This window comes from Streptomyces brasiliensis, assembly GCF_014647875.1.
GTDB lineage: Bacteria > Actinomycetota > Actinomycetes > Streptomycetales > Streptomycetaceae > Streptomyces > Streptomyces brasiliensis.
Genome location: NZ_BMQA01000058.1, coordinates 16,320 through 37,868, shown reverse-complemented (window position 1 = coordinate 37,868; position 21,549 = coordinate 16,320). Strand labels below are relative to the sequence as shown.

Below are 21,549 nucleotides of genomic sequence, written 5' to 3'. Positions count from 1 at the left end.
GCCCATACCACATCAACGAGCCCAACTCCCGTAAGCAACGGCTTGTTTCTCTGCGGGTCCCAGGCGCTTGAGTTTCTTCTCAGCCCTGCGCAGGAAGCGCGGGCTGTCGATTTTCCGGCCGTCGGACAGGACGGCGAAGGCGCAAAGCCCGAGGTCGATACCCGCTTCAGTCTCCGCCTCGGGTAGGACATCCGGTTCGGTGTCCACGACGAAGCTGAGGAAGTACCGGCCACAGCTGTCCTTGGTGACGGTCACGGACGTCGGGGCTGCCGGAAGCCGGCGCGACCATGTGACCTGGAGGTTGCCGACCTTGGCCACGTACACCGTGCCGTTGTCCTGGAGGCAGAAGGCGTTGGTGGTGAGGCGGATCGACTGCCGGGTGTCCTTCTTCGACTTGTAGCGGGGCGGACCGGCCTTGCGGCCCTGGCGCTCGCCCTTGATCGAATCGAAGAAGTTCTTGTAGGCGGTATCCAGGTCCCGCAGCGACTGTTGCAGGACGACCGCCGACACGTCGGCGAGCCAGGCGCGCTCGGCGGTGCGCTTGGCCTGGGTGATGCGCAGCCGGGACAGCTCGGCCGACTTCACGTACGGCAGCCCGGCCGCGTGTGCTTCCTTGCGGTCGCGCAGGCAGTCGTTCCACACCACGCGGGCGCACCCGAACGCCTTCGCCAGCGCACGGCGCTGGGAGGCGTCCGGGTAGGCCCGGTAGTTGTAGCGGAGCTGCATGAGCAGGACCCTACGACGCTTGGTCTCATGGATGGACGGACACCTGTGGTCGCCCTCCTACTTCTCCGCGTCGTGCGGCGGTGCGCCGTTGGCGATCGTCCGCCAGTACATCGAACAGCAGAAACGTCCGCTCTAAGGTGCACGTCAGAGCAGTCTTGGGATGCATTCATCCCCGGCGTGAACGCCGGGGCTTTCTGGAACCCGGTAATGAGGTGCCCCTTGGTCCGTGGAGTTGGTCTGCCCCGGGTCTGATGCAGGGTCTTTGAGAAGTGATCTTGTGTCCGGATTCGTCAGGTCAGTCCGAGCGGTGCGGGGCCACTGATGATCGTGGCCGGTGCGCCGGAGGGCGGCGGCGATGCTGTTGTGGCCGGCCTCCTGGCCCGCCCCCTCCGAGGCCATGGAGAAGCAGGGCCTCGGCACCCGGTTCGCGGACCTCGCGGCGGCCGCGCCCCGGGACGACGGCGGCCCGGACCGCCGCACCCTGCTCGCGGCGGTCAACACTCTGTCGTGAAGAGCGAGTTCGCCGCCTCCTCGGTCACTTCGCCAGCGAGGCGGCGTCCCCCATCACGACCACCGGATGCAGTGCGGGGTCGAGCGTGCGCAGCAGTTCCTTCATGTGCTCCTCGGGCAGGCTGACGCAGGCGTGGGTGGGACCCCCGTGGTCGACGTGCAGCCAGACGCCCCCGCCCTTGTCCGCGCCGAGCGGCCGGGTCCAGTCGAGCGGGGACGTGCCCTTGGCACGGTTGTAGTCGATGGCGATGACGTAGTCGAAGGATCCGGCGAGCGATTCGCCCTGGAAGCCGGTGCCGGTGACGGAGAACCCGCCGGACCGGGTGTACGGAAGCTTCGAGCCGGGGTCGGGCAGCAGACCGCCGGCGTCGCTGAGGGTGAACACCCCGATGGGCGAGCGGAGGTCGTCGAGGTGATGGTCGGCCGTCCAGCCCTTGAGCGCGTTGTGGGCGGGCCAGCTCGCATCGCCCTGCCAGCCGGATGCGGTCTTGCGGTAAAGCTCCACCTGGGAGCGGGGGGAGTCCTTGTTCTGCCCGGTGACCACGACGACCTGCCGGGCGTCCGCGGGTATGCGGGCCGACGTCCGGGGCCCGAGGCCGGCCAGGTCGGCAAGACCAGGGGTGGCCGCGGTGGGCGGTGACGTGGTGGGGGAGGCACCCGGTGCGGACGGCAGTTCCCTCGGCACCCGCTCGGCGCGGACGGCCGTCCGGGCGCCGTCGGCGGATCCGGCACCGGTGGATCCGGTCGTGCCGCATGAGCCGGCGGAGAGCGCGACGACCAGGACGACCGCGGTACGCGACAGCCGCTGTCCCAGGTGGCCGCGCTTGTCGGATGAAGCCATGTCTGAGATGCCCCCACTTCACGGCGATGGCCGCAGTGCGGTGGATACCGCACGCATACGCAGCCGGCGACACCACGATCCGTCCAAACACGTGTGGCGTACGCCGATTGAAGTACGTATTTCCTTGACGATACACGCACAGTGGTCACGGCCGTGCCGCACCGGGCGCTCGCCTCTTCCGGCAGACAATTGACTTACGTCACGTCCCCGGCAGCACGTGGGACACGTCTCGGTGTCGCCTTTGGGCCGGTGTGACCCCCGTGCCTGCGTGGGCGTTCCGTCAACTGCCCCGTCGGGGGCCGTCCCTCTGACCGTCAACTGACCGATGTGTGAGTTCCGCCCCCGGCGAAGAGTTGTGTCCGCAGACTTCGTCCCACGGAGGGGAACTCCTGTCATGCACCGCGATCAGTCACCCCTGCAGGCGCGTTCGGCGCCCGAGCTTGTGCCACCGCTGTTCCTGGACCTCGACCAGATGCTCGACGAGTTCACCCGGCTGCCGATATGCGCGGAATTCCGTTTCGACCCGGACATGCCCGCGGTGATCACGGTCGAGTTCCTGGCTGAACGAGGACCGAGTTTCATCTGGCGCATCGGCCGCGAGCTCCTCCATCGCGGCCTGACCTCGATGAGCGGCTGCGGCGACGTTCGGATGTGGCCGGCACTGCCCCGAGAGCAGCCGTCGCCCTCCTCGTCCTGGCTGCTTCTCGAATCCCAGGAGGTGGAGGCCCTGTTCGAGGTCCCCATCGGGCCGCTGGCGGAGTGGCTCGACGCGACCTACCGGATCACCTCGGCCGAGGCGGAGCTGGCCGATCTGAACTGGGACGGCTTCCTCATGGCTCTGCTCAACAGCCCGGGAACGCCGTCCGAATGACCGCCACCGGGTCCACCCACGGATGACTTGCTTCTCGTTGCGTCACCTGTCAGAGTGGTGACGCACAGGGTTGCTGTCGTCGGTCCCGTGCCTGGCCTACATCACACGTATGCCGTCCGGGAACCCCGATGACAACGCTTTGCCGCAGGCCGCACATGTGCGGCGGACGAGGAGGAATGACGTGAAGACCAGCAACCCGATCTTTTCCCGCTGGGGCGCCACCCGTGACGCCGGCCAGGCCGATGCCTACGCGCGCCGGCCGGTGGGTGCCGCGGTCGGAGGACGGCCGGCGGACGACTACCTGACCAACCCCTACGCGCCCGGTGCCGACACGTCCGAACGGACGACCGGCCGGAACGCCGTCACGATGGACGACGTCCTCGTCCGCACCGGGACGACGCTCGGCACCGTGGCCCTGACGGCCGTACTGTCCTGGCTGCTGCTGCCGGTCGACGAGGCGAACCTCGGCATGTCCTACGGCCTCGCTGTGGGCGCGGCCCTCGTCGCCTTCGTGCTGTCGATGATCCAGGCCTTCAAGCGGGCGCCGGCCCCGGCGCTGATCCTCGGTTACGCGGCGTTCGAAGGTGTGTTCCTCGGCGTGCTCTCCAGCACGGTCTCGACGTATCTCTCGCCCGGCGTGGTCGTCCAGGCTGTCCTCGGCACCTTCGCGGTCTCCGCGGGTGTGCTCATCGCGTACCGGATGCGCTGGATCCGGGTCGACCAGAGGTTCACCGGGTTCGTCGCGGCCGCCGCGACCGGCTTCCTGCTGCTGCTGGTCGCCGACGCCCTCTTCTCCGCCTTCGGCGCGGGCAACGGCCTCGGCTTCCACAGCGGCGGCCTCGGCATCGTCTTCGGCGTCATCGGCATCCTGCTCGGCGCGGCCTTCCTCGCCCTGGACTTCAAGCAGGTCGAGGACGCCGTCGCCTACGGCGCCCCGCGTGAGGAGGCGTGGCTGGCCGCCTTCGGTCTCACCACGACGCTGGTCTGGATCTACCTGGAGGTGCTGCGCGTGCTGACCATCTTCAACAGCGACAACTGAGTTCCCCCGAGTTCCCCGGCGCCGGAGGGGCACGCGCACCGCGCGTGCCCCTCCGGCGTGTCCGTGCGCGGGTCCGCCGGCTGAACTTACCCGGGACGCGGCTCGTTCTCTTGACGACGACCTGACCGCCAGAACGGGAGAGACGCGTCATGTACCCCCGCGAGCAGTGCCCTTACCAGGACGGCAGGGTGGTCATCGATGCCGCCTTCAAGTCCGACGCCCCTGCGTGGTACGCCCGGCTGCGGAAGTCCGGGCCCATCCACCCGGCCGAGTTCCACCTCGGCCTGAAGGGCTGGGTCATCGTCGGCTACGACCTGGCCCGGGAGGCGCTGACCCACCCGGCCCTGCTCAAGGACGCCACGCCCGCCGCCGAGGCGCTGGCCACCGCCGGCTATGTCCTGAACAAGCCCAGGGTCGGTCTGGGTGCGCAGATGATGGAGGCCGACCCGCCCGAGCACACCCGTCTGCGCCGACTGGCCTCGGCCGCGTTCACCCCTCGCCGTACGGCCGAACTGGCGCCGCGCATCGAGCAGATCGCCCACGACCTGATCGACGCGCTGCCGCCCGCGGGTGAGGCCGACCTCGTCGAGGCGTTCAACGCCCCGCTGCCCGCCACGGTCATCGCCGAACTCCTCGGCATCCCCGAAGAGCACCACGTGGACTTCCGCCGCTGGTCGGGGCAGGCGCTCCAGGTGGCCTCGCCCGAACACCGCACGGCGCTGTCCGGTCTGCACGGGCTGCTGGCCGGCCTCGTCGCGGACAAGCGGCGCAGTCCCCAGGACGACCTGCTCTCCGCCCTGGTGGCCGTACGCGACGAGGACGACGGCCGCCTGTCCGAGGAGGAGTTGGTGGGTACGGCCATGATGCTGGTCGTCGCCGGCCACGAGAGCACGGTGAACCTGCTGAGCAACGCCGTGCTGTCCCTGCTGCAACACCCCGACCAGCTGGGGCTGTTGCGTGAGCGGCCCGAGCTGATGTCCGGCGCGGTGGAGGAGTTCCTGCGCTACGACACCTCGGTGGAGCGCTCCACCAGCCGCTACGCGGCGGAGGACATCGGGCTGGGCGGGGTGGCGATCCCCCGGGGAAGCATGATCGTCGTCGCCCTCGGTGCGGCCGGGCGTGATGCCCCGCAGGCCGAGGACGACGACCCCGCCGTGCTCGACGTGACCCGGCCGGGCGCACGCCACCTCGCCTTCGGGCACGGCATCCACTACTGCCTGGGCGCCCCGCTCGCCCGCCTCGAGACGACCATCGCACTGCGCACCCTGCTCTCCCGCGTCCCCGAACTCGAACTCGCCGCGCCGATGGACTCCTTGAAGTGGATCGGCTCCGGCATCATCCGCGGCGTGCTGTCCCTTCCGGTGCGCTACCGCGTCGGCTGACGGCGGCCACCGCACGAAAAGGGTCCCGGCCCGCGCCGTGAGGCGCGGGCCGGGACGGAACCGAAGAGGTAGGGCCGTCAGGCGGTGCGGGTGCGCAGCTGGCGGGTCTTCCAGCCCAGCAGCAGGGCCTGGAGGATGAACCACACCCCGCCGCCCGTGGCGTACACCGACAGCACGTCGAGCGAGGGGTTGTCGCCCGCGGCCTGGATGTTGTAGGTGATGCCGACGAGGAAGGACAGGCCGCCCGAGATCAGGGTCGGCCACTGCTTGCCCAGTTCGGGACCGCGCCGCCGCACCCCGACGACCACCTGGGCGGCACCGGAGATGATGGCCCAGGCGCCGAACACATGGAGCACCGGCGCCTCGCCGCCGGCGCCGGCGATACCGATCGCGATGGCCGCCAGCGTGCTGAGCACTCCGTTGAACGCGATGATCCGGCGCTCGGAACCGTTGGGCGTCGCGCGGTAGTCGATCAGCGAGGACACCGCGTCGATCAGCGGGTAGACGACCAGCAGCGTGATCGCCACCGCGTCGACGTCCTTGTGGGCTCCGGCGAACACCAGGGCCCACACCACGGCTAGGACGCCGCGGATCAGGTACAGCTTCAGCAGGGAGGAACGTTCACCCGTGGCCGCCTGGCCGGTCGGGGTCGCTGTCCGGGTGCTCATGTTGGTTCGGCCTCTCTCAGGTCAGGGGGTTGTCGCCGACCCGGTCAGTGCCGGGAGGGGGCGACGCAGCGGAAGCTGGAGGCGAGGGACGTGTCGCCCTCGCCGTTGTAGCTGGACACCTCGGGGTAGGCGCACAGGTCACGGTTGACCTGCTCGCCCTGGGAGTTGGTCAGGGTGGCGGGCAGCGTCTTGGGCGCCTTGCCGTGCTCGACCCAGTTGGTCAGCGCGGCGAGGCCGTCGGCCGAGCCGTCGATTCCGTTGAGACCGCAGTGGCTGGTGTTCGGGGAGAGGAACACCCGGTAGAAGTCGTTGACCTTCTTCGAGCCGCCCAGCTCCTGCTCGACCTGCTTGCGGTACTGCACGGTGCCCTGGGTGGGGATGAACTGGTCGGCCTGGCCGTGCCAGGTGATCAGCTTGCCGCCGGAGTTGCGGAAGCCCGACAGGTCCGGGTCGTCCGTGCCGATGACCTTGTCGTACTCGGCCTGGGACTGCCGGAAGAGCTCGGTGAACTGGCTGTAGGTGATCTTCGAGACGTCGAAGGACGGGTCCTTCTTCAGGAAGTACTGGACCCAGTACTGGGGCACCTGGAACGGCTTTCCCTTGATGTCGCCGTTGGGGTCCGGCTCGCTGAACGCCAGGCCCTTGAGGTCGGCACCGATCGGGACGCCGGCCCACAGCTTCTTGCCCGACGTGGTGCGCGGGCCGTCCCAGATCTTGCGGACCACGGTCGCGTCGGCCGCCGTGATGGTCAGCTCCTGGCCGTTGCACACGACCTTGGTGCCGATCAGCGTGCGCGGGTCGAAGTCGCAGCGGGACGGGTCGTTGACCAGGCCGTCCGTGGCACCGTCGAGCTTGTCGCAGGCCTTGACCGCGGCGTTGGTGAAGGCGTCCAGCTCACAGCCGGTCGGGTAGGTCTTCTCGTTGTTCATGACGACCTGCGGCCACAGGGTGGCGGGCTCGAACTCGTCCCAGTTGATGCCGGGAGCTTCCGCGAGGATGCCGTCGAAGTCGTCGGGGTACTGCTGGGCCTCCATGTAGCCCTGGCGTCCGCCGGTGGAGCAGCCGGTGAAGTAGGAGTAGGCGGCACGCTTGCCGTAGATCCCGTCGACGACATCCTTGCCGACGACCGCGGCCTCGTGCTGGGAGCGGGAGGCGAAGTTCTTCAGCAGCGCGTTGTTGACCTGGCCCTTGCTGTTCAGCACCCAGCTGACGTCCAGGGCGTCACCGACGCCGGCGTCGGTGGTGGTCGCGGCGTAACCGGCCTTGACGGCGTTGGCCATGCCGACTCCGTTGTCACCCGCGAGGAAGGCCGAGCCGCCGAGCGCCTGGAAGCGGCCGTTCCAGCCCGTCTCGGGCAGCCAGGTCTGCACCTTGGCGTGGTCGCCGACACCCGGGTGGGTGAGGGTGACCGTCACGTCGCAGAAGGCCGGGACGTTGTCGGCCGTGCCCTGCTGGACCCCGGTGCCGTGAATGGTGCCGCCCGGCTGGCGGACCGCCGTCACCGCCTCCACCTTGGTGCCGGCCGGGGCCTTCACGGAGGGGGTCGCGCAAGTCGACGGCGTGGCGGTCGAGGTGGTCTGCGGCTCCGCCGAGGCGGTCGGCAGGTAGACCGCCGCAGCCAGCGGCACACCAGCCGCGAGAACAGTCAGAAGTCGCTTCTTCATTGCTTTCCCATCCAAGAAGTAGGTGTGCGCCTGGCTGGCGGCGACACATGTGCACGTCGCATGAAAAGGACGGTGCGTGGGCCGACGGATCACGGCGGACGGCGTCCGCGCGTGCCCTCCGTGACCTGGGTATGTGGGCCCGGCCTCGGGTTGGGCCCGAAGACTGAGCCAGACTTTATCACCGGTTAAGGCGGTGACGAAAGGGGGTGTGTCGAATTCAGGTGTCCGGGTCGTCCGTGCGACCCGGACACGTCCCACTCTGGCCACGCGCCACGCACCACACATCAGTCAGGTGACGGTCCGCGCACCATGTGCTCCGGCCGGAGCCCGTGAAAGACGTGTTAGGTCATACGACGGTCGGCTGCGCCACCCACGCCGGGGATGTCCATCTCCAGCCACACGGTCTTGCCCCGGCCGCTCGGTGAGGTGTTCCAGGTGCACGCGAGGGCGTCGACCAGGAACAGGCCGCGCCCGTGCTCGGCCCGCGCGCTGCCCTCCTCGGTAAGTGAGTAGGCGGTGGGCACGGGCGGGTCGCTGTCCGAGTCCCGCACCTCCAGGCGGACGCGGTCGCCGAACGCCCGCAGCCGCAGGTCGACGTCGCTGCCAGCGTGGATGAGGGCGTTGGTGACCAGCTCCGAGGTGATGAGCACGAGGTCGTCCGCGAGGTCCGCCAGATCCCAGTCGCACAGGCACTCGTGCACGAAGCCGCGGGCCTTCCGGACCGCGCGCAGGTCGCGCCGGTGGACGTGCAGACGGGCGACACGTGGCGCCCGGCCGCCGTCCGTTCCCTCGTAGCGGGCCAGCAGCAGCGCGGCATCGTCACGTCGGGCGGGTGTGTCCTGCAACAGGCCGTCCGCCAGTTGTTCCAGGTCGGTGCCGGCCGGCGGACCGAGGCCGTCCAGCCGCGCACGGACGTCGTCGCGGTCCGGTTCGTGCAGTCCGTCCGAGTAGAGCACGAGCACCGTCCCGGGCGGGAGGGTGTGCTCCCGGGAGCGGTAGGGATCGCGCACATGCAGTCCGAGCGGCACGTTGGGCGGGGCCCACAGGCGGCGGACGGTGCCGTCGGGCAGCCTGGCGAGCGGCGCCGGGTGCCCGGCCAGCGCCACCTCGGCCGCACCGGTCTCGGTGTCGACGGCCACCACGCAACAGGTGGCGAGGAGTTCGGTGCCGAGCCGGGACAGCAGCCGGTCGGTGCGTTCCAGCAGCGCGCCCGGTCCGTGCCCCTCGGTGGCGTACGCGGCGACGGCCGTCCGCAGCTGGCCCATGACGGCCGCGCTCTCCAGGGTGTGGCCCTCGACGTCCCCGAGGACCAGGACCACCCGGTCGTCGGGCATCGTGATCACGTCGTACCAGTCGCCGCCCGCCTCGCCCGTGGTCTGGGCCGGCCGGTAACGGGCAGTGGTGGTCAGACGGGGCGCCTCCGCGAGGGCGGCGGGCAGCAACCGCTTCTGCATGACCTCGGCGAGCGCCTGCCGGCCGGTGCTCAGTTCGATGCGCTGGACGGCCGAGCCGAGGTGTCCGGCCATCATGGTCAGCACGGCCCGTTCCTCGGGCGGGAACGTTCGCGGCCCGTCGAAGGACAGACAGCAGAGCCCGACGACGGGGGCTGCCTCGGGCATCGGCAGGTCCACGACGTGCCAGCTGCCGACCAGCGGCAGGTGGGCAGCGGCCCGCGCCCCGTCCCCGGAGCCGTCGCGCGAACGGGACGAAGGACCGGACCGACCGGAGTCGAACAGCGCCCGCCCCCGCAGCGCCCTGCATGCGGGCGTGCCCGCGTGCAGGGCGGTGCCGTGCAGTTCGCGCACCAGGGGCGAGGAGTCCCCGCTGTGACCCAGGACCCACAGCCGGCCCTCGGCCGCCGAGGCCAGCACCAGCGCCCGCGCGCCCAGCGGTGCCCTGACGCAGAACTCTGCCGCGCCGACGACGTGCTCCATGGTGGTTGCCCGGTTCAGCATCTCGGTCAGCCGCTGAAGGGCGTACAGCAGGGTCATCCCGGATGAGCCGAGCACACCCGGCACGCCCCAGACGACCTGGTCCGCTTCATCGGCCGGCAGTTCGGTGCCGAAGACCGGGACCAGCACGGGCAGGTTCCCCGGCGCGATCGTGATGCCGCGAGCGTGAAGGTCGGACAGCAGGACGACGAGCCGGTCGCCGATCCGGGTGAGCCATCGGCAGTCAGCGTCGCCGTATCCGCCGCGGTTCTCGCTGCGCAGCACGGTCAGAGAACCGAAGCGGCGCCCTTCCGTCTCCAGGGGCACCGAGGCGACGGTGTAGGGATAGGCCAGGGCGCCCTGCTCCGGTTCGGCGAGTGGATCCGGTTCGGCCAGGATCGCCACGCCATGGGTGGCCAGCGCGCGTGCGGAGGCGTACGAGGACTCCAGAGACATCCGGCCGGGAAGGGTGAGAACGGATGGCGGGCTGCCGCCGATCATGGCAGCGCGCAGTTCGCCGCCGTCGGGAGTCAACAGGTACACGGCCGCCGCCACCGCGTGCAGCCGGTGGGCGGCCTGCTGCACCGCACGCTGCAGCACCGCCGTCAGCTCGTCACTGAAGACCACGGCGGACTCGTGCCCCCGTCCGTCCGGCCGGGATTCCCTGGCGTCCGGCGCGCTGCGGTCGTCCATGAGCCCTTCCGGCCAGACCTGTCCCCCTCGGGAGACGGTGTCACACCTTGTCCGCTTCATTGATCACGGTACCCACGCGCTCCTCCCTCAGCCACCTGGAGTGGTACCGCTCCGCCCAGGACCGGCTGACATACCCGGTGCGCATCCCGAGCCTCGCCTCCGGATCCTGGAACGCCTTGCGCATGTGTCCGAGGAGTACGAAGGTGATCGCCCAGGCAAGCAGGTCGTGGACGAAGATCGCGCTGGTGCGGGAGATGAAGGGCAGCAGCCCCGTGAACCACATCAGCAGACCGGTGAACATCATCACCAGCACGGCACCCGCGATCCAGCCCGCGTAGATCTTCTGACCGGCGTTGAACTTGCCGGCCGGTCGCGCATCCGGAGACATCAGACGCCGGCGGACGGCCCTCAGCCACTGTCTGTCGTACACCGCGAAGCGGTTGATCCGGCGCAGGTCTGCGCGGAAGGCCGGGGAGAAGAGCCCCAGCAGAAAGGGGACCGGCAGCGCGATACCCGACCACTCGTGGACCCTGATCATCAGTTCACGCCGGCCGACCAACAGGGCGAGCGGCCCGAGGTACATGCAGGCCGCGGTGACCAGGCAGAGCAGCATCAGCACTCCGGTGGCCCGATGGACCAGGCGCTCGGCGGTGCTGAACCGGCGGACGCTGCCGGTCCGGTCAGGCCGCGTCACTGTGCCGATCCTCGCCGTCGAGCCAGCAGTCGATCTCCCAGCCGCGTTCCTCCCAGAAACCGGGAACGACCTTGTCGGTGACCGAGATACCGGACAGCCACTTGGCCGACTTGTAGAAGTACATCGGGGCCACATAGAGCCGGACCGGTCCGCCGTGCTCGTGGGTGATGGGCTCGTCCTGCAGCTTGAGCGCCACCATGACATCCGAACGGCGCGCCTGTTCGAGGGTGAGGCTCTCGGAGTAGGCGCCGTCGAAGCAGGTGAACCGGATCGCCGCACCACGGGAATGCACTCCGGCGTCATCGAGGATGTCCGCCAGCTTGACCCCTTCCCAGGGTGTCCGCTCCACCCGCCATCCATCGGTGCACACGACGTCGTGGATGACCCTGGTCTGCGGCATCGCGCGCAGCTCGGGCAGCGTGTAGGTCTTCGGCTGGTCCACCAGTCCGCCGACCTGCAGCACGTAGTCGGTGTCGGTCTTGCGTGGCACGGAACCAACCACGCTGTCGTAACGGAAGCCGCCCGGATTGGGCAGCAGTCCGGTCAGGCCGGTGGCGTCGACCTGGGAGGCGGCGCCGAGGAAGCCCTCCCAGCCGCGCTGGAGATAGGGCGCCGCGGCGAGTCCCGCCGCGCCCGCGCCGAGCATGCCCAGCATCGCCCGCCGCCCCACCGGTGCGCCCTTGGCGGCCTTCCGTTTCGGCTTTCCTGTCATGGTCAGTGTGCTCCTTCGAGGTGGCGACGATCCCGGTGCTGTGCGGCCGCACGGGGCGGCGCCAGCCGGGCGAGCCCACACGTGTGAACGCTGTCGAAGCATGTCCGATACCGTCACCTGTTCAACTGGTGACGATGATGGCACGGCCGTCCTCGGGCTGTCAACAACACGACGAATGGGGCAACGCGACGTACTCCTGGTCGACACGTGTTGATGCACACACATGTGTGACTTCCACAACCGGAACCGGGTAAGGGGTCGGGAGCCTGCTACGCTTTGGGGGACGTTGACCGTCTATCGAGGAGTCGCAGACGTGGCGGGTGAGGACGACATCTCCGGGTGAGACCCGGATCTGACGGCCACGGGCCGGTGCTCAGGAGCGCCGCCGACGTGGTCCGCTTCGTCGTACCCCTTTCCCACACATGCCCAGGGCAGAAGTCCGACTTCTGCCCTCAACCCCCTCGAGGTCATCTCCATGTCCGACGCCTCCATCGTCTGCTCGAGCCTCTCCTTCGCCTGGCCCGACGACACGCCGGTCTTCCATGACCTGTCCTTCACCATGCCCCCCGGCCGCACGGGCCTGGTCGCACCCAACGGCTCCGGCAAGAGCACCCTGCTCAAGCTGATCGCCGGCGAACTGAAGCCCGCCACCGGCTCGGTGTCCGTCAGCGGCACGCTCGGCTACCTCCCGCAGAGCCTCCCCCTGACCAGCAATCTCACGGTCGCCGAGGTGCTCGGCGTCGCCGCGGTGATCCGCGCCCTGGACGCCGTCGAGTCCGGGGACGTGAGCGAGGAGCACTTCACCACCATCGGCGACGACTGGGACATCGAGGAGCGCACCCGCGCCCAGCTCGACCGCCTGGGCCTCGCCGACCTCACCCTGGACCGCAGCCTGAGCACGCTCAGCGGCGGCCAGGTCGTCTCGCTCGGCCTCGCGGCGCAGCTGCTCAAGCGCCCCGACGTGCTGCTGCTCGACGAGCCCACCAACAACCTCGACCTCGAGGCCCGGCACAAGCTCTACGACGTGCTCTCCGACTTCTCCGGCTGCCTGCTGCTGGTCAGCCACGACCGCGCGCTGCTCGACCGCATGGAACGCATCGCCGAGCTCGGCAGCGACGAACTGCGCCTGTACGGCGGCAACTTCACCGAGTACGAAGAGGCCGTGCGCGCCGAGCAGGAGGTCGCCGAGAAGAACGTCCGCAACGCCGAACAGGAACTCAAGCGCGAGAAGCGGGAGATGCAGCAGGCCCGCGAACGCGCCGAACGCCGTGCGAGCAACGCCGCCCGCAACCTGAAGAACGCGGGTCTGCCCAAGATCTTCGCCGGCAACATGAAGCGCGGCGCCCAGGAGGCCGCGGGCAAGTCCGGCACGATGCACGCCTCGCGGGTCAGCGAGGCCAAGGCCCGCCTCGACGAGGCCGGACGCGCACTGCGCGACGAGCAGCGCCTCACCCTGGAACTGCCCGACACCCAGGTGCCCGCCGGGCGCAACCTCTTCCTCAGCGAGGGGATGCAGGTCCGCCTCGGGGACAAGGACGTGTTCGCCGCCGGCGGCGTCGACCTGACCGTCCGGGGCCCCGAGCGCATCGCGCTGATCGGGCCCAACGGCGCCGGAAAGACCACCCTGATGCGGCTGATCACCGGTGAACTCGCCCCGGACAGCGGGGAGATCAAGCGCAACGACGGCCGGATCGCCTACCTCTCGCAGCGCCTCGACCTGCTGGACCTGGACCGCACCGTCGCGGAGAACTTCGCGGCGTTCGCCCCCGAGCGGCCCGAGGCGGAGCGGATGAACCTGCTCGCCCGCTTCCTCTTCCGCGGCGCCCGAGCCCATCTGCCCGTGGGCGTGCTCTCCGGCGGCGAGCGGCTGCGCGCCACCCTGGCCTGCGTGCTGTGCGCCGAACCGGCCCCGCATCTGCTGCTGCTCGACGAGCCGACCAACAACCTCGACCTGGTCAGCGCGGGCCAGCTGGAGAGCGCGCTCAACTCCTACCAGGGCGCCTTCATGGTGGTCAGCCACGACGAGCGGTTCCTCGCCGAGATCGGCGTGAACCGCTGGCTGCGGCTGGCCGACGGGGCGCTCAAGGAGACGGGAGTCCCCGCGGTGTGAACCGTCGACGTGTGACGTGGCCCGCGTCCGAGGCCCCGTGCCCGGCGGGCCGACCACCGATCACGTTGGACGGTTCTCTGTGCCCCAACCCGCTCTGCTCGCCCACGACCTCGTCCGCAACCTGGGCGGCCGTCGCGTCCTCGACGGCGTCTCCCTGACCGCCTCCCCGGGCCACCGCATCGGCCTGATCGGGGAGAACGGCGTCGGCAAGTCCACCCTGCTGCGGGTGCTCGCCGGCGTGGACGAACCCGACGCGGGGAGCGTCACGCGCCCCGCCGACCTCGGCTTCCTCCACCAGGAGCTGCCGTTCGACGCCGACTCGACCATCGCCGCGGTGCTGGACGAGGCACTGCGCGAGGCCCGCGAGGACCTGGCGGAACTGGACCGGCTCGGCGAACGACTGGCCCTCGTCCCGGAGGACGACCCCGGCCACCAGGAACTCCTCGACGCCTACGGCAGGCGCCTGGAACAGGCCCAGGACCGGGAGTCCTGGGACGCCGACCGCCGCGCCGCCATGGTGCTGGACGGCCTGGGCCTCGCCGCCTTCGGGCACGACCGCACGCTCGGTTCACTCTCCGGCGGGCAGCGCGGGCGCCTCGCCCTGACCGCACTGCTCGTCCGGCGCCCGTCCGCGCTGCTGCTGGACGAGCCGACCAACCACCTGGACGACAGCGCCGCCGCCTTCCTGGAGGAGCAGGTCCGCGGCCTGCCCGGGACGGTGGTGATCGCCAGCCACGACCGGGCGTTCCTGGACGCCGTATGCACCGACCTGATCGACCTCGACCCGACGGTGGACGGCCCCGTCCGCTACGGCGGCAACTACAGCGCCTACCTGTCCGAGAAGCGCGCCGAGCGGGAGCGCTGGGAGCGGCGGTACGCCGAGGAGCAGGAGGAGCTGGAGGAGCTGCGCGAGTCGGCGGGCGTGACCGCGCACCGGGTCGCGCCGGACCGGGGCCGTACCGACAACGAGAAGATGGGCTACGGCCACCGTGCGGGCCGGGTGCAGAACCAGATCTCCCGCCGGGTGCGCAACGCCACCCGACGGCTGGAGGAGCTGGAGCGCACCCAGGTCGCCGAGCCGCCGCGGCCGCTGCGGTTCGCGGGCGGGGAACTCGCCGCGCGTGCGGAGGAGGGCCCGCGGCCGCTGGCGTCGCTGCACGAGGTGCGGGTGCCCGGGCGTCTCGCGCTGGACGGCCTGGAGGTGTCGCCGACCGACCGGCTGCTGGTCACGGGCGGCAACGGGGCGGGCAAGTCGACGCTGCTCGCCGTGCTCGCCGGACGTCTCACCGCCGAGGGCGAGGTGCACCGGCGGCGGAAGCTGACGGTGGGGCTGCTCACCCAGGACACCGTGTTCGAACGGCCCGACCGCACGGTCCGGGACACCTACGAGCTGTCGCTGGGAGCGGCGCGGGTCGAGAAGGTGCCGCTGGGCTCCCTCGGGCTGATGCACGAGGCGGACTTCGGCAAACCGGTCGGACAGCTGTCCGTGGGACAGCGCCGGCGCCTCGCCCTGGCCCTGCTGGTGGCCCGCCCGCCGCAGCTGCTCCTGCTCGACGAACCCACCAACCACCTCTCGCCCGCCCTGTGCGACGAGCTGGAGGCCGCGCTGGGTCCCGGTCCCGGCGCGATCGTCGTGGCGAGCCACGACCGCTGGATGCGCCGACGGTGGCAGGGCCGCGAACTCCGGCTGGAACCGGGCCGCGGCCGACGGGAGGAGGCGGCACCGGCTCACTCCGGGTCCTGAGCCGTACCCGTACACGGTCCTGACCCGCCCACTTCCTTCACCGTCCTGACCTGCGCGAACCGTGCGTGGTGCCGTACGATCTCGATCGCACCGTCGCGCGGTGCACCGCCCTGGGCAGTGACGAACCTTGCGTTCGACAGTCATCACCTGTCAAGATGGTGATGTGAATCTTAACCATGTATTCGTATGCGGGCACCCGGCTCTCGACTTCGCGGCCACGCTGCGGGCCCGGCGCTCGACCCGGTTCGAGATGTTCGTGACGCCGGAGCGGCTGAATGCCTGGTACCTGGAGTCCGGGCTGGTGGACACGATCACACCCGGCGGGGAGGACGACGTCCGGGAGGCGACGGCCGTACGCGAGGCCGTCTACCGGCTCGTCATCAGCCGCCGGCTCGGTGAGGACTTCGACGCGGAGGCGCTCGACGCGGTCAACGCCGCCGCGCGCAAGACGCCCGTGACGCCGCAGCTCACCATGACCGGTCGGCTCATCGAGGCAACCCCCGAGCAGGCCCTCGCGACCGTCGCCCGGCAGGCTGTCGAACTGCTCAGCGGCCCGGACGTTCCGCTGATGAAGGAGTGCGAGAACCCCGAGTGCACGCGTATCTACATCGACCGCTCCCGGGGCATGCGGCGCCAGTGGTGCGGCATGGAGTCCTGCGGCAACAAGATCAAGGCCGCCGCCTACCGCGCCCGCAAGAAGACCGCGCCCGCCGTGGCCGCGCGCTGACCCCCTGACCCGGGCGGCGCACTCGGGGCTCAGTCCGCGGCGAGGTCCCTGAGAGTCTTGCGGAACCTGGTCATCAGCATCCCCCGGGCCCAGCGCACGGGCTGCGGGAAGTGCGCGTGCACCCGTTCCCGGCCGGGGACGGGCTCGGGGTGCTCCAGGAAGCCGAAGACCAGATGCGGTGTGCTGCGCGTGAGGCCGTCGGTCACCGCTTTGCGCAGGCTCGGGACGTCCTCGTCCGGAGCCTTGGCGAGCAGCCCTCGCAGCAGCGGTTCCTCGATGGCGAGGTGGCCGGCCAGCCCGTCCCGGATCCGGTGGGAGGTGAGCGTCCCCTCCTTCATCGCGTGTCCCCAGTCCGCCGATCCGCCGACGGTTCGCTCCTCGGCGATCCGGGCGATGACGCCCTCCAGATCGTCGAGCCCCTGGGCGACCGCGTCGTCCTGCTCGGACAGCCGGTCGAGACGGCGGACCGCTTCGGGAAACCGCTCCCGCAGCACTGACCAGAGCAGCTCGTCCTCGGTCCGGTGGTGATGGCGAACGAAGTCGACGAACCACTGCACGGTCGTCACCAGGGTCTTCGTGTCGACGGCCGCACCGCCTGCCAGCCGGTTGAAGGACCCGGCGACGAGCTCTGCGCCCCGGGCCATGACGGAGTGGACGGCGCGCAGTTCCTCGAAGAGACGGGTGCCTTCCCTGACCGGCACCTGCGTGGCGGACATGCGTAGACCTTTCTTCTCTGTATCCGTGCCGCGATGCTGAGACGACAGCCCGGCGGACCGCCGAAGGGCGTCCGCGTATGACGGACCAGAGGTCGCTGCCGAACGATGGGCGTCCTTCGGTAGAACGAATAGAGAGACGGCCCGTCCCTACGCGTGTGCCGCCTACACACCTGCACGGACGGGCACACGCAGGTCTCCAAGACCCGTCGATCATGAAACGTATCACAGGAGAAACGTGTCGGTTGCACCCTGGCCCGTTTGAGCGACGCCGATCCCGGTGAGGCCTTCCACCGTTATGTCCTCGAGCTCTTCGACGCCTTGGCGCGTGACCGCCTGCTCACGGAACGGCTCGCGGACGCTGCGTCCCCGGCCGCCGCGAGTGTTCTGGAGACGCTGGCCGATGCCATGGAATCAGCACGAGCCGCCGGGGAGCTACGGGAGGACGCCACACAGCAGGACCTGCGTGTACTCCTGTGCGGCGTGGCGCTGCAACTGGGCAGGTTCGGGGAACGCGATCCGGCAACCTGGCGCCGCTACGGGGAGATGGTGCTCGCGGCATTCCGACGCTGACTGTCCCGCGGCCGGTACTTCGCATGAGAACCAGCCCGAGGGCGAGGGGTACGCACTGGCGGCCCTGAGGGGGGACTCGGGCCGCCAGTGCGGGGACGGACGCCATCACCGAACCCCAGTAGGCCCGTCCCGGCCGTCCGCCCGATGGTCGACGGCGGAACCTTTCAACTGGAGAACGTGACCGGGGGCCGAAAGGTTCAGCGCACCATCCGCAAGTCTCAGAGGTACATGGCGCGATGATTGCGATAGGCGAACGTGTCACCCGAGCTGAGAATGGTCACGAGATCCTCGCAGAAGCGCCGGTACTCCGTCTCCTGCTCGGCCGGCAGGGTCACGGAGACGACCTGCCCCTGGGACATGACCTGCCGCAGGGTGCCCAGAAGCCGCTGCGGAGGCGGAAGCCACAGGACCTCCATGACGCGCCGGAAGACATCGGTGAGGCTGCTGCCATTCCGCTCGGGCAGGTCGGCACATGCTTCGGCGTCCGCCTGCACCGCGCGCCTGGTCCTGTCGGCCGTGACGAACAGGTCGAGGCAGGCCATCAGATTCCCGAGGTCGCCCGCGGCTACCTCGATCGGATAAAGACTCGTCAGCTGCTTGCCGCCCGCGCCGTAGAGGGTGCACCTGGCCGGCTCGTCCGGAGCATGGTCGGCGGACACGTCCGCGGTGTGCCACTGGGACCACAGCGGCAGTTTCAGCAGGACCTGCACCCAACTGTCGTAGGCGTCCGAGATGATCCGCTCGTCGTCGGACTCCGCACCCGTGCTGTGGAGGTAGAGATGGCGGAGAAGTGGTTCTTCCAGGCTCTGGAACTTCGCGTGGAACACGGGATCGTCAGGGACCAGGACATACAAGGGGATCCTCCTCTCTCCAGCATGACGGCTCGGGTCCACGAGCCGTCGGCCGGACCGCCGTCCCGCAGCCGTGCGCATGCACCCAGCCGGAGCCGGGTGACGTACGGCCGTCGAGGCAGGGCACCTGTGCCCCCGCCTGGCCTCACCACTCGGACCGGTCGGTGCGCCGGTGAAGCAGACTCCCGCAGCACTCGTCCGCGCCGACGGAAGCCCCCGTGAGACTGAACGGAGCGGGTCACGGCAAAGTTCACCGGTCCGTACGGAGACACCTTTGTCATCCGTGGCCGCTCGGTCGCGGGCAGACTCATCGCCTTCCCGTCTACGCATGTGTTCGGGTTCCGGCCACATGTGACCTCCTCATGGTCCCTCATGCCCGCGTCTGCTCCCACCCCTGCCGTCGGGCCGGCGTGCGGTCACGCCATCAAGTAACCTCCTTGACAGGTGACGCAGCTCTTTGTCAGGGTGTCGCTACCGGCCACAGCGGCTTCTTTGCTCTTGAGGGGGCACACATGTCGGTCAGACGGCGAGCTTGCGAGCCCGGAACAGCCAAAGCGTTGCGGCAGTCAGGACACTCAGCAGGCCAAAGCGGGCACCTGGACCGTCAGGTGACGCACCGGAACTGCGACATGGCGCTAAGTCGGCTGACTGATACGCCGGTTGCTGCCGCCTGACAGTCTCGGTGCAGCACTCGGCACCATCGGGAGTCGTCCCGGTTGCGGCCTTCGGGGAGAGACGTGTTTCATCCGAAACCCCTGCCTCGGCTGCGGAGACATGTCACATGACGTGGTTGCACTTCGCGGTCCTGACAGCGGGCCCCCGGGACGAGAGGGCTTGGATCCCCCGCCGACGCGGTGACGACAGACCGAACGGACGACCAACACCCCACATGAGAAATGGCAAGGCCAGCCGCGAGATGGACACGACAGTGCGCTACTCAATCCTCGGTACCGTGCGGGCGATGCGCGGGGACACCGAGATCGACCTGGGCCCCCCGAAGCGGCTGGCTCTGCTCACCCTGCTGCTGCTCCGCGCCCCCGGCCCGCTCACACTGAGCGAGGCGGTCGACATCCTGTGGGACGAGGAACCGCCGACCAGCGCCGTCAACGTGGTGCACCGGCACATCGGCGCGCTGCGCAGGACACTCGAACCCGAACTGCGCAGCCGGACCAACGCGGAACACCTCGTCCGCGCCGCCGACGGCTATCGCCTGCTGGTCGACACCTCGACCTCGGACCTGCTGCGCTTCCGCGACCTGCGCGCGCAGGCGCAGCTGACGGTCAAGGGCGGCGCTCTCGAAGAGGCCGCACAGGACTTCGTCGAGGCCCTCCGGCTATGGCGCGGTCCCGTCGTCGCCGCAGGCACCTCGGTGGCCCGGCACCCGGTGTTCGTCTCGGTCGGGCACGAGTTCGTCGCGACGGCGAAGGAAGCAGCCGACGCCGTCCTGACCGCGGCTCCGGCGCTGACGGAGGAGGTGCTGACGGTGCTGCGGCGCGCCATGGAGAGCCACCCGTTCGACGAGGCACTCCATTCCCGGATGATCGCCGCCCTGGCCGTCACCGGCCGACAGGCCGAGGCCCTGCAGCAGTTCGAGAGCATCCGCCGCGCGCTGGCCGAAGAGCTGGGTGTCGAGCCCGGACCCGAACTGCGCGCCGCCCAGCAGCACCTGCTCCAGCGCAGGGTCTCCCGGGACCCGGACGCTCCGGCCCGCCACCCCGTGGAAGCCGGCAGGCCGGCCCAACTGCCCGCGGACTGCGTCCCCATCGTCGGCCGGCAGCAGGCACTGGGCCAGTGTCTGGAGTTGCTGCCGCTGAAGGGCGAGTGCCAGCCACCCACGATGACCGCGGCCATCTGCGGCATGGCGGGGGTCGGCAAGACGACACTGGCCGTGCACTGGGGCCACATGGTCGCCGACCACTTCCCCGACGGGCAGATCTACGTCGACCTCCAGGGTCACCACGCCTCCCAGTCCCCGCTCGACCCGGCCGAAGCCATCGCCGAGGTGCTCGGCGCTCTGGGCGTGGAGAACAACCGCTCGCACGCAAGTGCCGCGGCACTCGCCGCCACCTACCGCACCGCCCTGGGCGGTCGCCGGCTTCTGCTCGTCCTGGACGACGCGGTGGACTGCGAACAGGTACGTCCCCTGCTGCCCGCGACACCGGGGTGTCTCGCCATCGTCACGAGCCGACGGCGGCTGGAGGGCCTGACCGTCACGGACAACGCCCGGATCATCACGCTGGACCCCATGACCCGCGAGGAGGGCCTCGAACTGCTCGACCGGCGGCTGGGCACGGACCGGATCCGGGCCGAGCACGCCGCCGCGGAGGAGATCGTGGAGCTGTGCGGCGGGCTGCCGCTGGCGCTGGCCGTCGCCGGCACCCGGGCACTGGTACAGCCACGGCTCCCGCTGGCCTCGCTCGCGGCCAGGCTCCAGGACCCCGACGACTGTCTCGACGCTCTGTCCAGCCGCGACGCCCGCACCAGCACTCGCAGTTCGTTCCACCGCTCCTACGAAGCGCTGGGAAGTAGCGCCGCACAGCTGTTCCGCCTGCTGAGCCTGCATCCCTCGCGTGAGATCACCGTGCCGGCCGCCGCCAGCCTGGCCGGCACCGACCTGCGCAGGACCCGGCAGGACGTGGCCGAGCTGATGGATCACCATCTGCTCGTCGAACTGGCCGCCGGCCGATACACCTGTCACGAGCTGCTGCGCACCTACGCGATGGAACTCAGCTCGCTGCTGGACTCGTCGACCGTGCGATCCGAGGCACTGTCCAGGATGCTCGAGCACTATCTCTACAGCGCCGACGCCGCCACGGCCTTGCTCGCACCGCACCACAGCACCGTGATCCTCCCGCCACCGCGGCCAGGTGTCCGGCCCCAGCGGTTCAGCGGACGCTCGGACGCCGCCGAGTGGATCGTCGCCGAGCAGTACCTGCTGCCGGAACTCGTCCGCTGCATCGGCCACTACCCCCGCGGCGAGACGTTCCGACGGCAGCTGACCTCAGCGCTGGAGATGTGTCTCCAGTCGACCGGCTTCTGACCCGGGCACGCTCTGCTCGACCACGACGAAGTCCCGGTGCCGTCCGCCCATGGACCCGGG

The 21,549-nt window shown here is 70.0% G+C and carries 17 protein-coding genes and 2 pseudogenes; 10 read left to right on the top strand and 9 right to left on the bottom strand.

Annotated elements, in window-relative coordinates; translation table 11 throughout:
* Positions 1–60: 60 nt before the first annotated feature.
* Positions 61–726: pseudogene (locus IEZ19_RS40655) on the bottom strand (RNA-guided endonuclease InsQ/TnpB family protein); the annotation flags it as partial.
* A 37-nt stretch (positions 727–763) separates the two neighbouring features.
* On the opposite strand from IEZ19_RS40655, the pseudogene IEZ19_RS40650 reads away from it, so the two are divergent.
* Positions 764–862, top strand: a pseudogene (locus IEZ19_RS40650) (transposase); the annotation flags it as partial.
* A 219-nt stretch (positions 863–1,081) separates the two neighbouring features.
* Entirely contained in the window at positions 1,082–1,237 is a 156-nt protein-coding gene (locus IEZ19_RS40645; RefSeq protein WP_189316422.1) for a hypothetical protein, read from the top strand.
* Between the two features lie 24 nt (positions 1,238–1,261).
* Here the strand turns inward: IEZ19_RS40645 and IEZ19_RS40640 are convergent, their stop codons facing one another.
* The gene (locus IEZ19_RS40640; RefSeq protein ID WP_189316421.1) at positions 1,262–2,077 is read right to left on the bottom strand and encodes a L,D-transpeptidase family protein; all 816 of its coding nucleotides are present in this window, start codon (positions 2,075–2,077) and stop codon (positions 1,262–1,264) included.
* Positions 2,078–2,471: 394 nt separating this feature from the next.
* On the opposite strand from IEZ19_RS40640, the gene IEZ19_RS40635 reads away from it, so the two are divergent.
* The 3 genes from IEZ19_RS40635 (at position 2,472) to IEZ19_RS40625 (ending at position 5,369) form a co-directional block, all read left to right on the top strand.
* On the top strand, positions 2,472–2,948 hold the full coding sequence (locus tag IEZ19_RS40635; RefSeq protein ID WP_189316420.1) for an SsgA family sporulation/cell division regulator: 477 nt from the start codon (positions 2,472–2,474) through the stop codon (positions 2,946–2,948).
* A 181-nt stretch (positions 2,949–3,129) separates the two neighbouring features.
* Positions 3,130–3,987: a Bax inhibitor-1/YccA family protein gene (locus tag IEZ19_RS40630; RefSeq protein ID WP_189316419.1), complete on the top strand. Its 858-nt coding sequence runs from the start codon at positions 3,130–3,132 to the stop codon at positions 3,985–3,987.
* A gap of 149 nt (positions 3,988–4,136) precedes the next feature.
* Complete coding sequence (locus IEZ19_RS40625) at positions 4,137–5,369, top strand: cytochrome P450 family protein (RefSeq protein WP_189316418.1); 1,233 nt, start codon at positions 4,137–4,139, stop codon at positions 5,367–5,369.
* 77 nt (positions 5,370–5,446) lie between these two features.
* Here IEZ19_RS40625 and IEZ19_RS40620 read toward each other — a convergent pair whose 3' ends face one another.
* From IEZ19_RS40620 to IEZ19_RS40600, 5 genes are all read right to left on the bottom strand, one after another.
* Positions 5,447–6,037, bottom strand: a complete 591-nt coding sequence (locus IEZ19_RS40620; protein WP_189316417.1) for a DUF308 domain-containing protein — start codon at positions 6,035–6,037, stop codon at positions 5,447–5,449.
* Between the two features lie 44 nt (positions 6,038–6,081).
* The gene (locus IEZ19_RS40615) at positions 6,082–7,701 is read right to left on the bottom strand and encodes a tannase/feruloyl esterase family alpha/beta hydrolase (protein WP_189316416.1); all 1,620 of its coding nucleotides are present in this window, start codon (positions 7,699–7,701) and stop codon (positions 6,082–6,084) included.
* Between the two features lie 341 nt (positions 7,702–8,042).
* Positions 8,043–10,325, bottom strand: a complete 2,283-nt coding sequence (locus tag IEZ19_RS40610) for a SpoIIE family protein phosphatase (protein ID WP_189316415.1) — start codon at positions 10,323–10,325, stop codon at positions 8,043–8,045.
* A 40-nt stretch (positions 10,326–10,365) separates the two neighbouring features.
* The gene (locus IEZ19_RS40605) at positions 10,366–11,019 is read right to left on the bottom strand and encodes a cytochrome b/b6 domain-containing protein (protein WP_229841385.1); all 654 of its coding nucleotides are present in this window, start codon (positions 11,017–11,019) and stop codon (positions 10,366–10,368) included.
* The gene (locus IEZ19_RS40600) at positions 11,006–11,731 is read right to left on the bottom strand and encodes a molybdopterin-dependent oxidoreductase (protein ID WP_229841381.1); all 726 of its coding nucleotides are present in this window, start codon (positions 11,729–11,731) and stop codon (positions 11,006–11,008) included. The genes IEZ19_RS40605 and IEZ19_RS40600 overlap by 14 nt, the downstream gene beginning before the upstream one ends.
* Before the next feature lie 475 nt (positions 11,732–12,206).
* On the opposite strand from IEZ19_RS40600, the gene abc-f reads away from it, so the two are divergent.
* The 3 genes from abc-f (at position 12,207) to IEZ19_RS40585 (ending at position 16,312) form a co-directional block, all read left to right on the top strand.
* Positions 12,207–13,841, top strand: coding sequence for a ribosomal protection-like ABC-F family protein (gene abc-f, locus IEZ19_RS40595; protein ID WP_189316414.1), 1,635 nt, complete (start codon positions 12,207–12,209; stop codon positions 13,839–13,841).
* 79 nt (positions 13,842–13,920) lie between these two features.
* A complete protein-coding gene (locus IEZ19_RS40590; protein WP_189316413.1) occupies positions 13,921–15,585 on the top strand; it encodes an ABC-F family ATP-binding cassette domain-containing protein in 1,665 nt (554 codons plus the stop codon).
* Between the two features lie 163 nt (positions 15,586–15,748).
* Positions 15,749–16,312: a CGNR zinc finger domain-containing protein gene (locus IEZ19_RS40585; protein WP_189316412.1), complete on the top strand. Its 564-nt coding sequence runs from the start codon at positions 15,749–15,751 to the stop codon at positions 16,310–16,312.
* Between the two features lie 29 nt (positions 16,313–16,341).
* Here IEZ19_RS40585 and IEZ19_RS40580 read toward each other — a convergent pair whose 3' ends face one another.
* Positions 16,342–17,028 (bottom strand): hemerythrin domain-containing protein, encoded by a 687-nt coding sequence (locus IEZ19_RS40580; RefSeq protein ID WP_189316411.1) that lies wholly within the window; start codon positions 17,026–17,028, stop codon positions 16,342–16,344.
* Positions 17,029–17,286: 258 nt separating this feature from the next.
* Between IEZ19_RS40580 and IEZ19_RS40575 the strand changes: the two genes are divergently transcribed.
* Positions 17,287–17,598, top strand: coding sequence for an SbtR family transcriptional regulator (locus IEZ19_RS40575; protein ID WP_189316410.1), 312 nt, complete (start codon positions 17,287–17,289; stop codon positions 17,596–17,598).
* A gap of 218 nt (positions 17,599–17,816) precedes the next feature.
* Here the strand turns inward: IEZ19_RS40575 and IEZ19_RS40570 are convergent, their stop codons facing one another.
* The gene (locus tag IEZ19_RS40570; protein WP_189316409.1) at positions 17,817–18,452 is read right to left on the bottom strand and encodes a hypothetical protein; all 636 of its coding nucleotides are present in this window, start codon (positions 18,450–18,452) and stop codon (positions 17,817–17,819) included.
* A gap of 886 nt (positions 18,453–19,338) precedes the next feature.
* On the opposite strand from IEZ19_RS40570, the gene IEZ19_RS40565 reads away from it, so the two are divergent.
* The gene (locus IEZ19_RS40565; protein WP_229841379.1) at positions 19,339–21,489 is read left to right on the top strand and encodes an AfsR/SARP family transcriptional regulator; all 2,151 of its coding nucleotides are present in this window, start codon (positions 19,339–19,341) and stop codon (positions 21,487–21,489) included.
* Positions 21,490–21,549: the final 60 nt, after the last annotated feature.

Coding starts and splice junctions, on each gene's coding strand:
- IEZ19_RS40645 (WP_189316422.1), top strand. CDS start 1,082: ATGCTGTTGTGGCCGGCCTCCTGGCCCGCCCCCTCCGAGGCCATGGAG.
- IEZ19_RS40640 (WP_189316421.1), bottom strand. CDS start 2,077: ATGGCTTCATCCGACAAGCGCGGCCACCTGGGACAGCGGCTGTCGCGT.
- IEZ19_RS40635 (WP_189316420.1), top strand. CDS start 2,472: ATGCACCGCGATCAGTCACCCCTGCAGGCGCGTTCGGCGCCCGAGCTT.
- IEZ19_RS40625 (WP_189316418.1), top strand. CDS start 4,137: ATGTACCCCCGCGAGCAGTGCCCTTACCAGGACGGCAGGGTGGTCATC.
- IEZ19_RS40620 (WP_189316417.1), bottom strand. CDS start 6,037: ATGAGCACCCGGACAGCGACCCCGACCGGCCAGGCGGCCACGGGTGAA.
- IEZ19_RS40615 (WP_189316416.1), bottom strand. CDS start 7,701: ATGAAGAAGCGACTTCTGACTGTTCTCGCGGCTGGTGTGCCGCTGGCT.
- IEZ19_RS40610 (WP_189316415.1), bottom strand. CDS start 10,325: ATGGACGACCGCAGCGCGCCGGACGCCAGGGAATCCCGGCCGGACGGA.
- IEZ19_RS40600 (WP_229841381.1), bottom strand. CDS start 11,731: ATGACAGGAAAGCCGAAACGGAAGGCCGCCAAGGGCGCACCGGTGGGG.
- abc-f (WP_189316414.1), top strand. CDS start 12,207: ATGTCCGACGCCTCCATCGTCTGCTCGAGCCTCTCCTTCGCCTGGCCC.
- IEZ19_RS40580 (WP_189316411.1), bottom strand. CDS start 17,028: ATGTCCGCCACGCAGGTGCCGGTCAGGGAAGGCACCCGTCTCTTCGAG.
- IEZ19_RS40565 (WP_229841379.1), top strand. CDS start 19,339: ATGAGAAATGGCAAGGCCAGCCGCGAGATGGACACGACAGTGCGCTAC.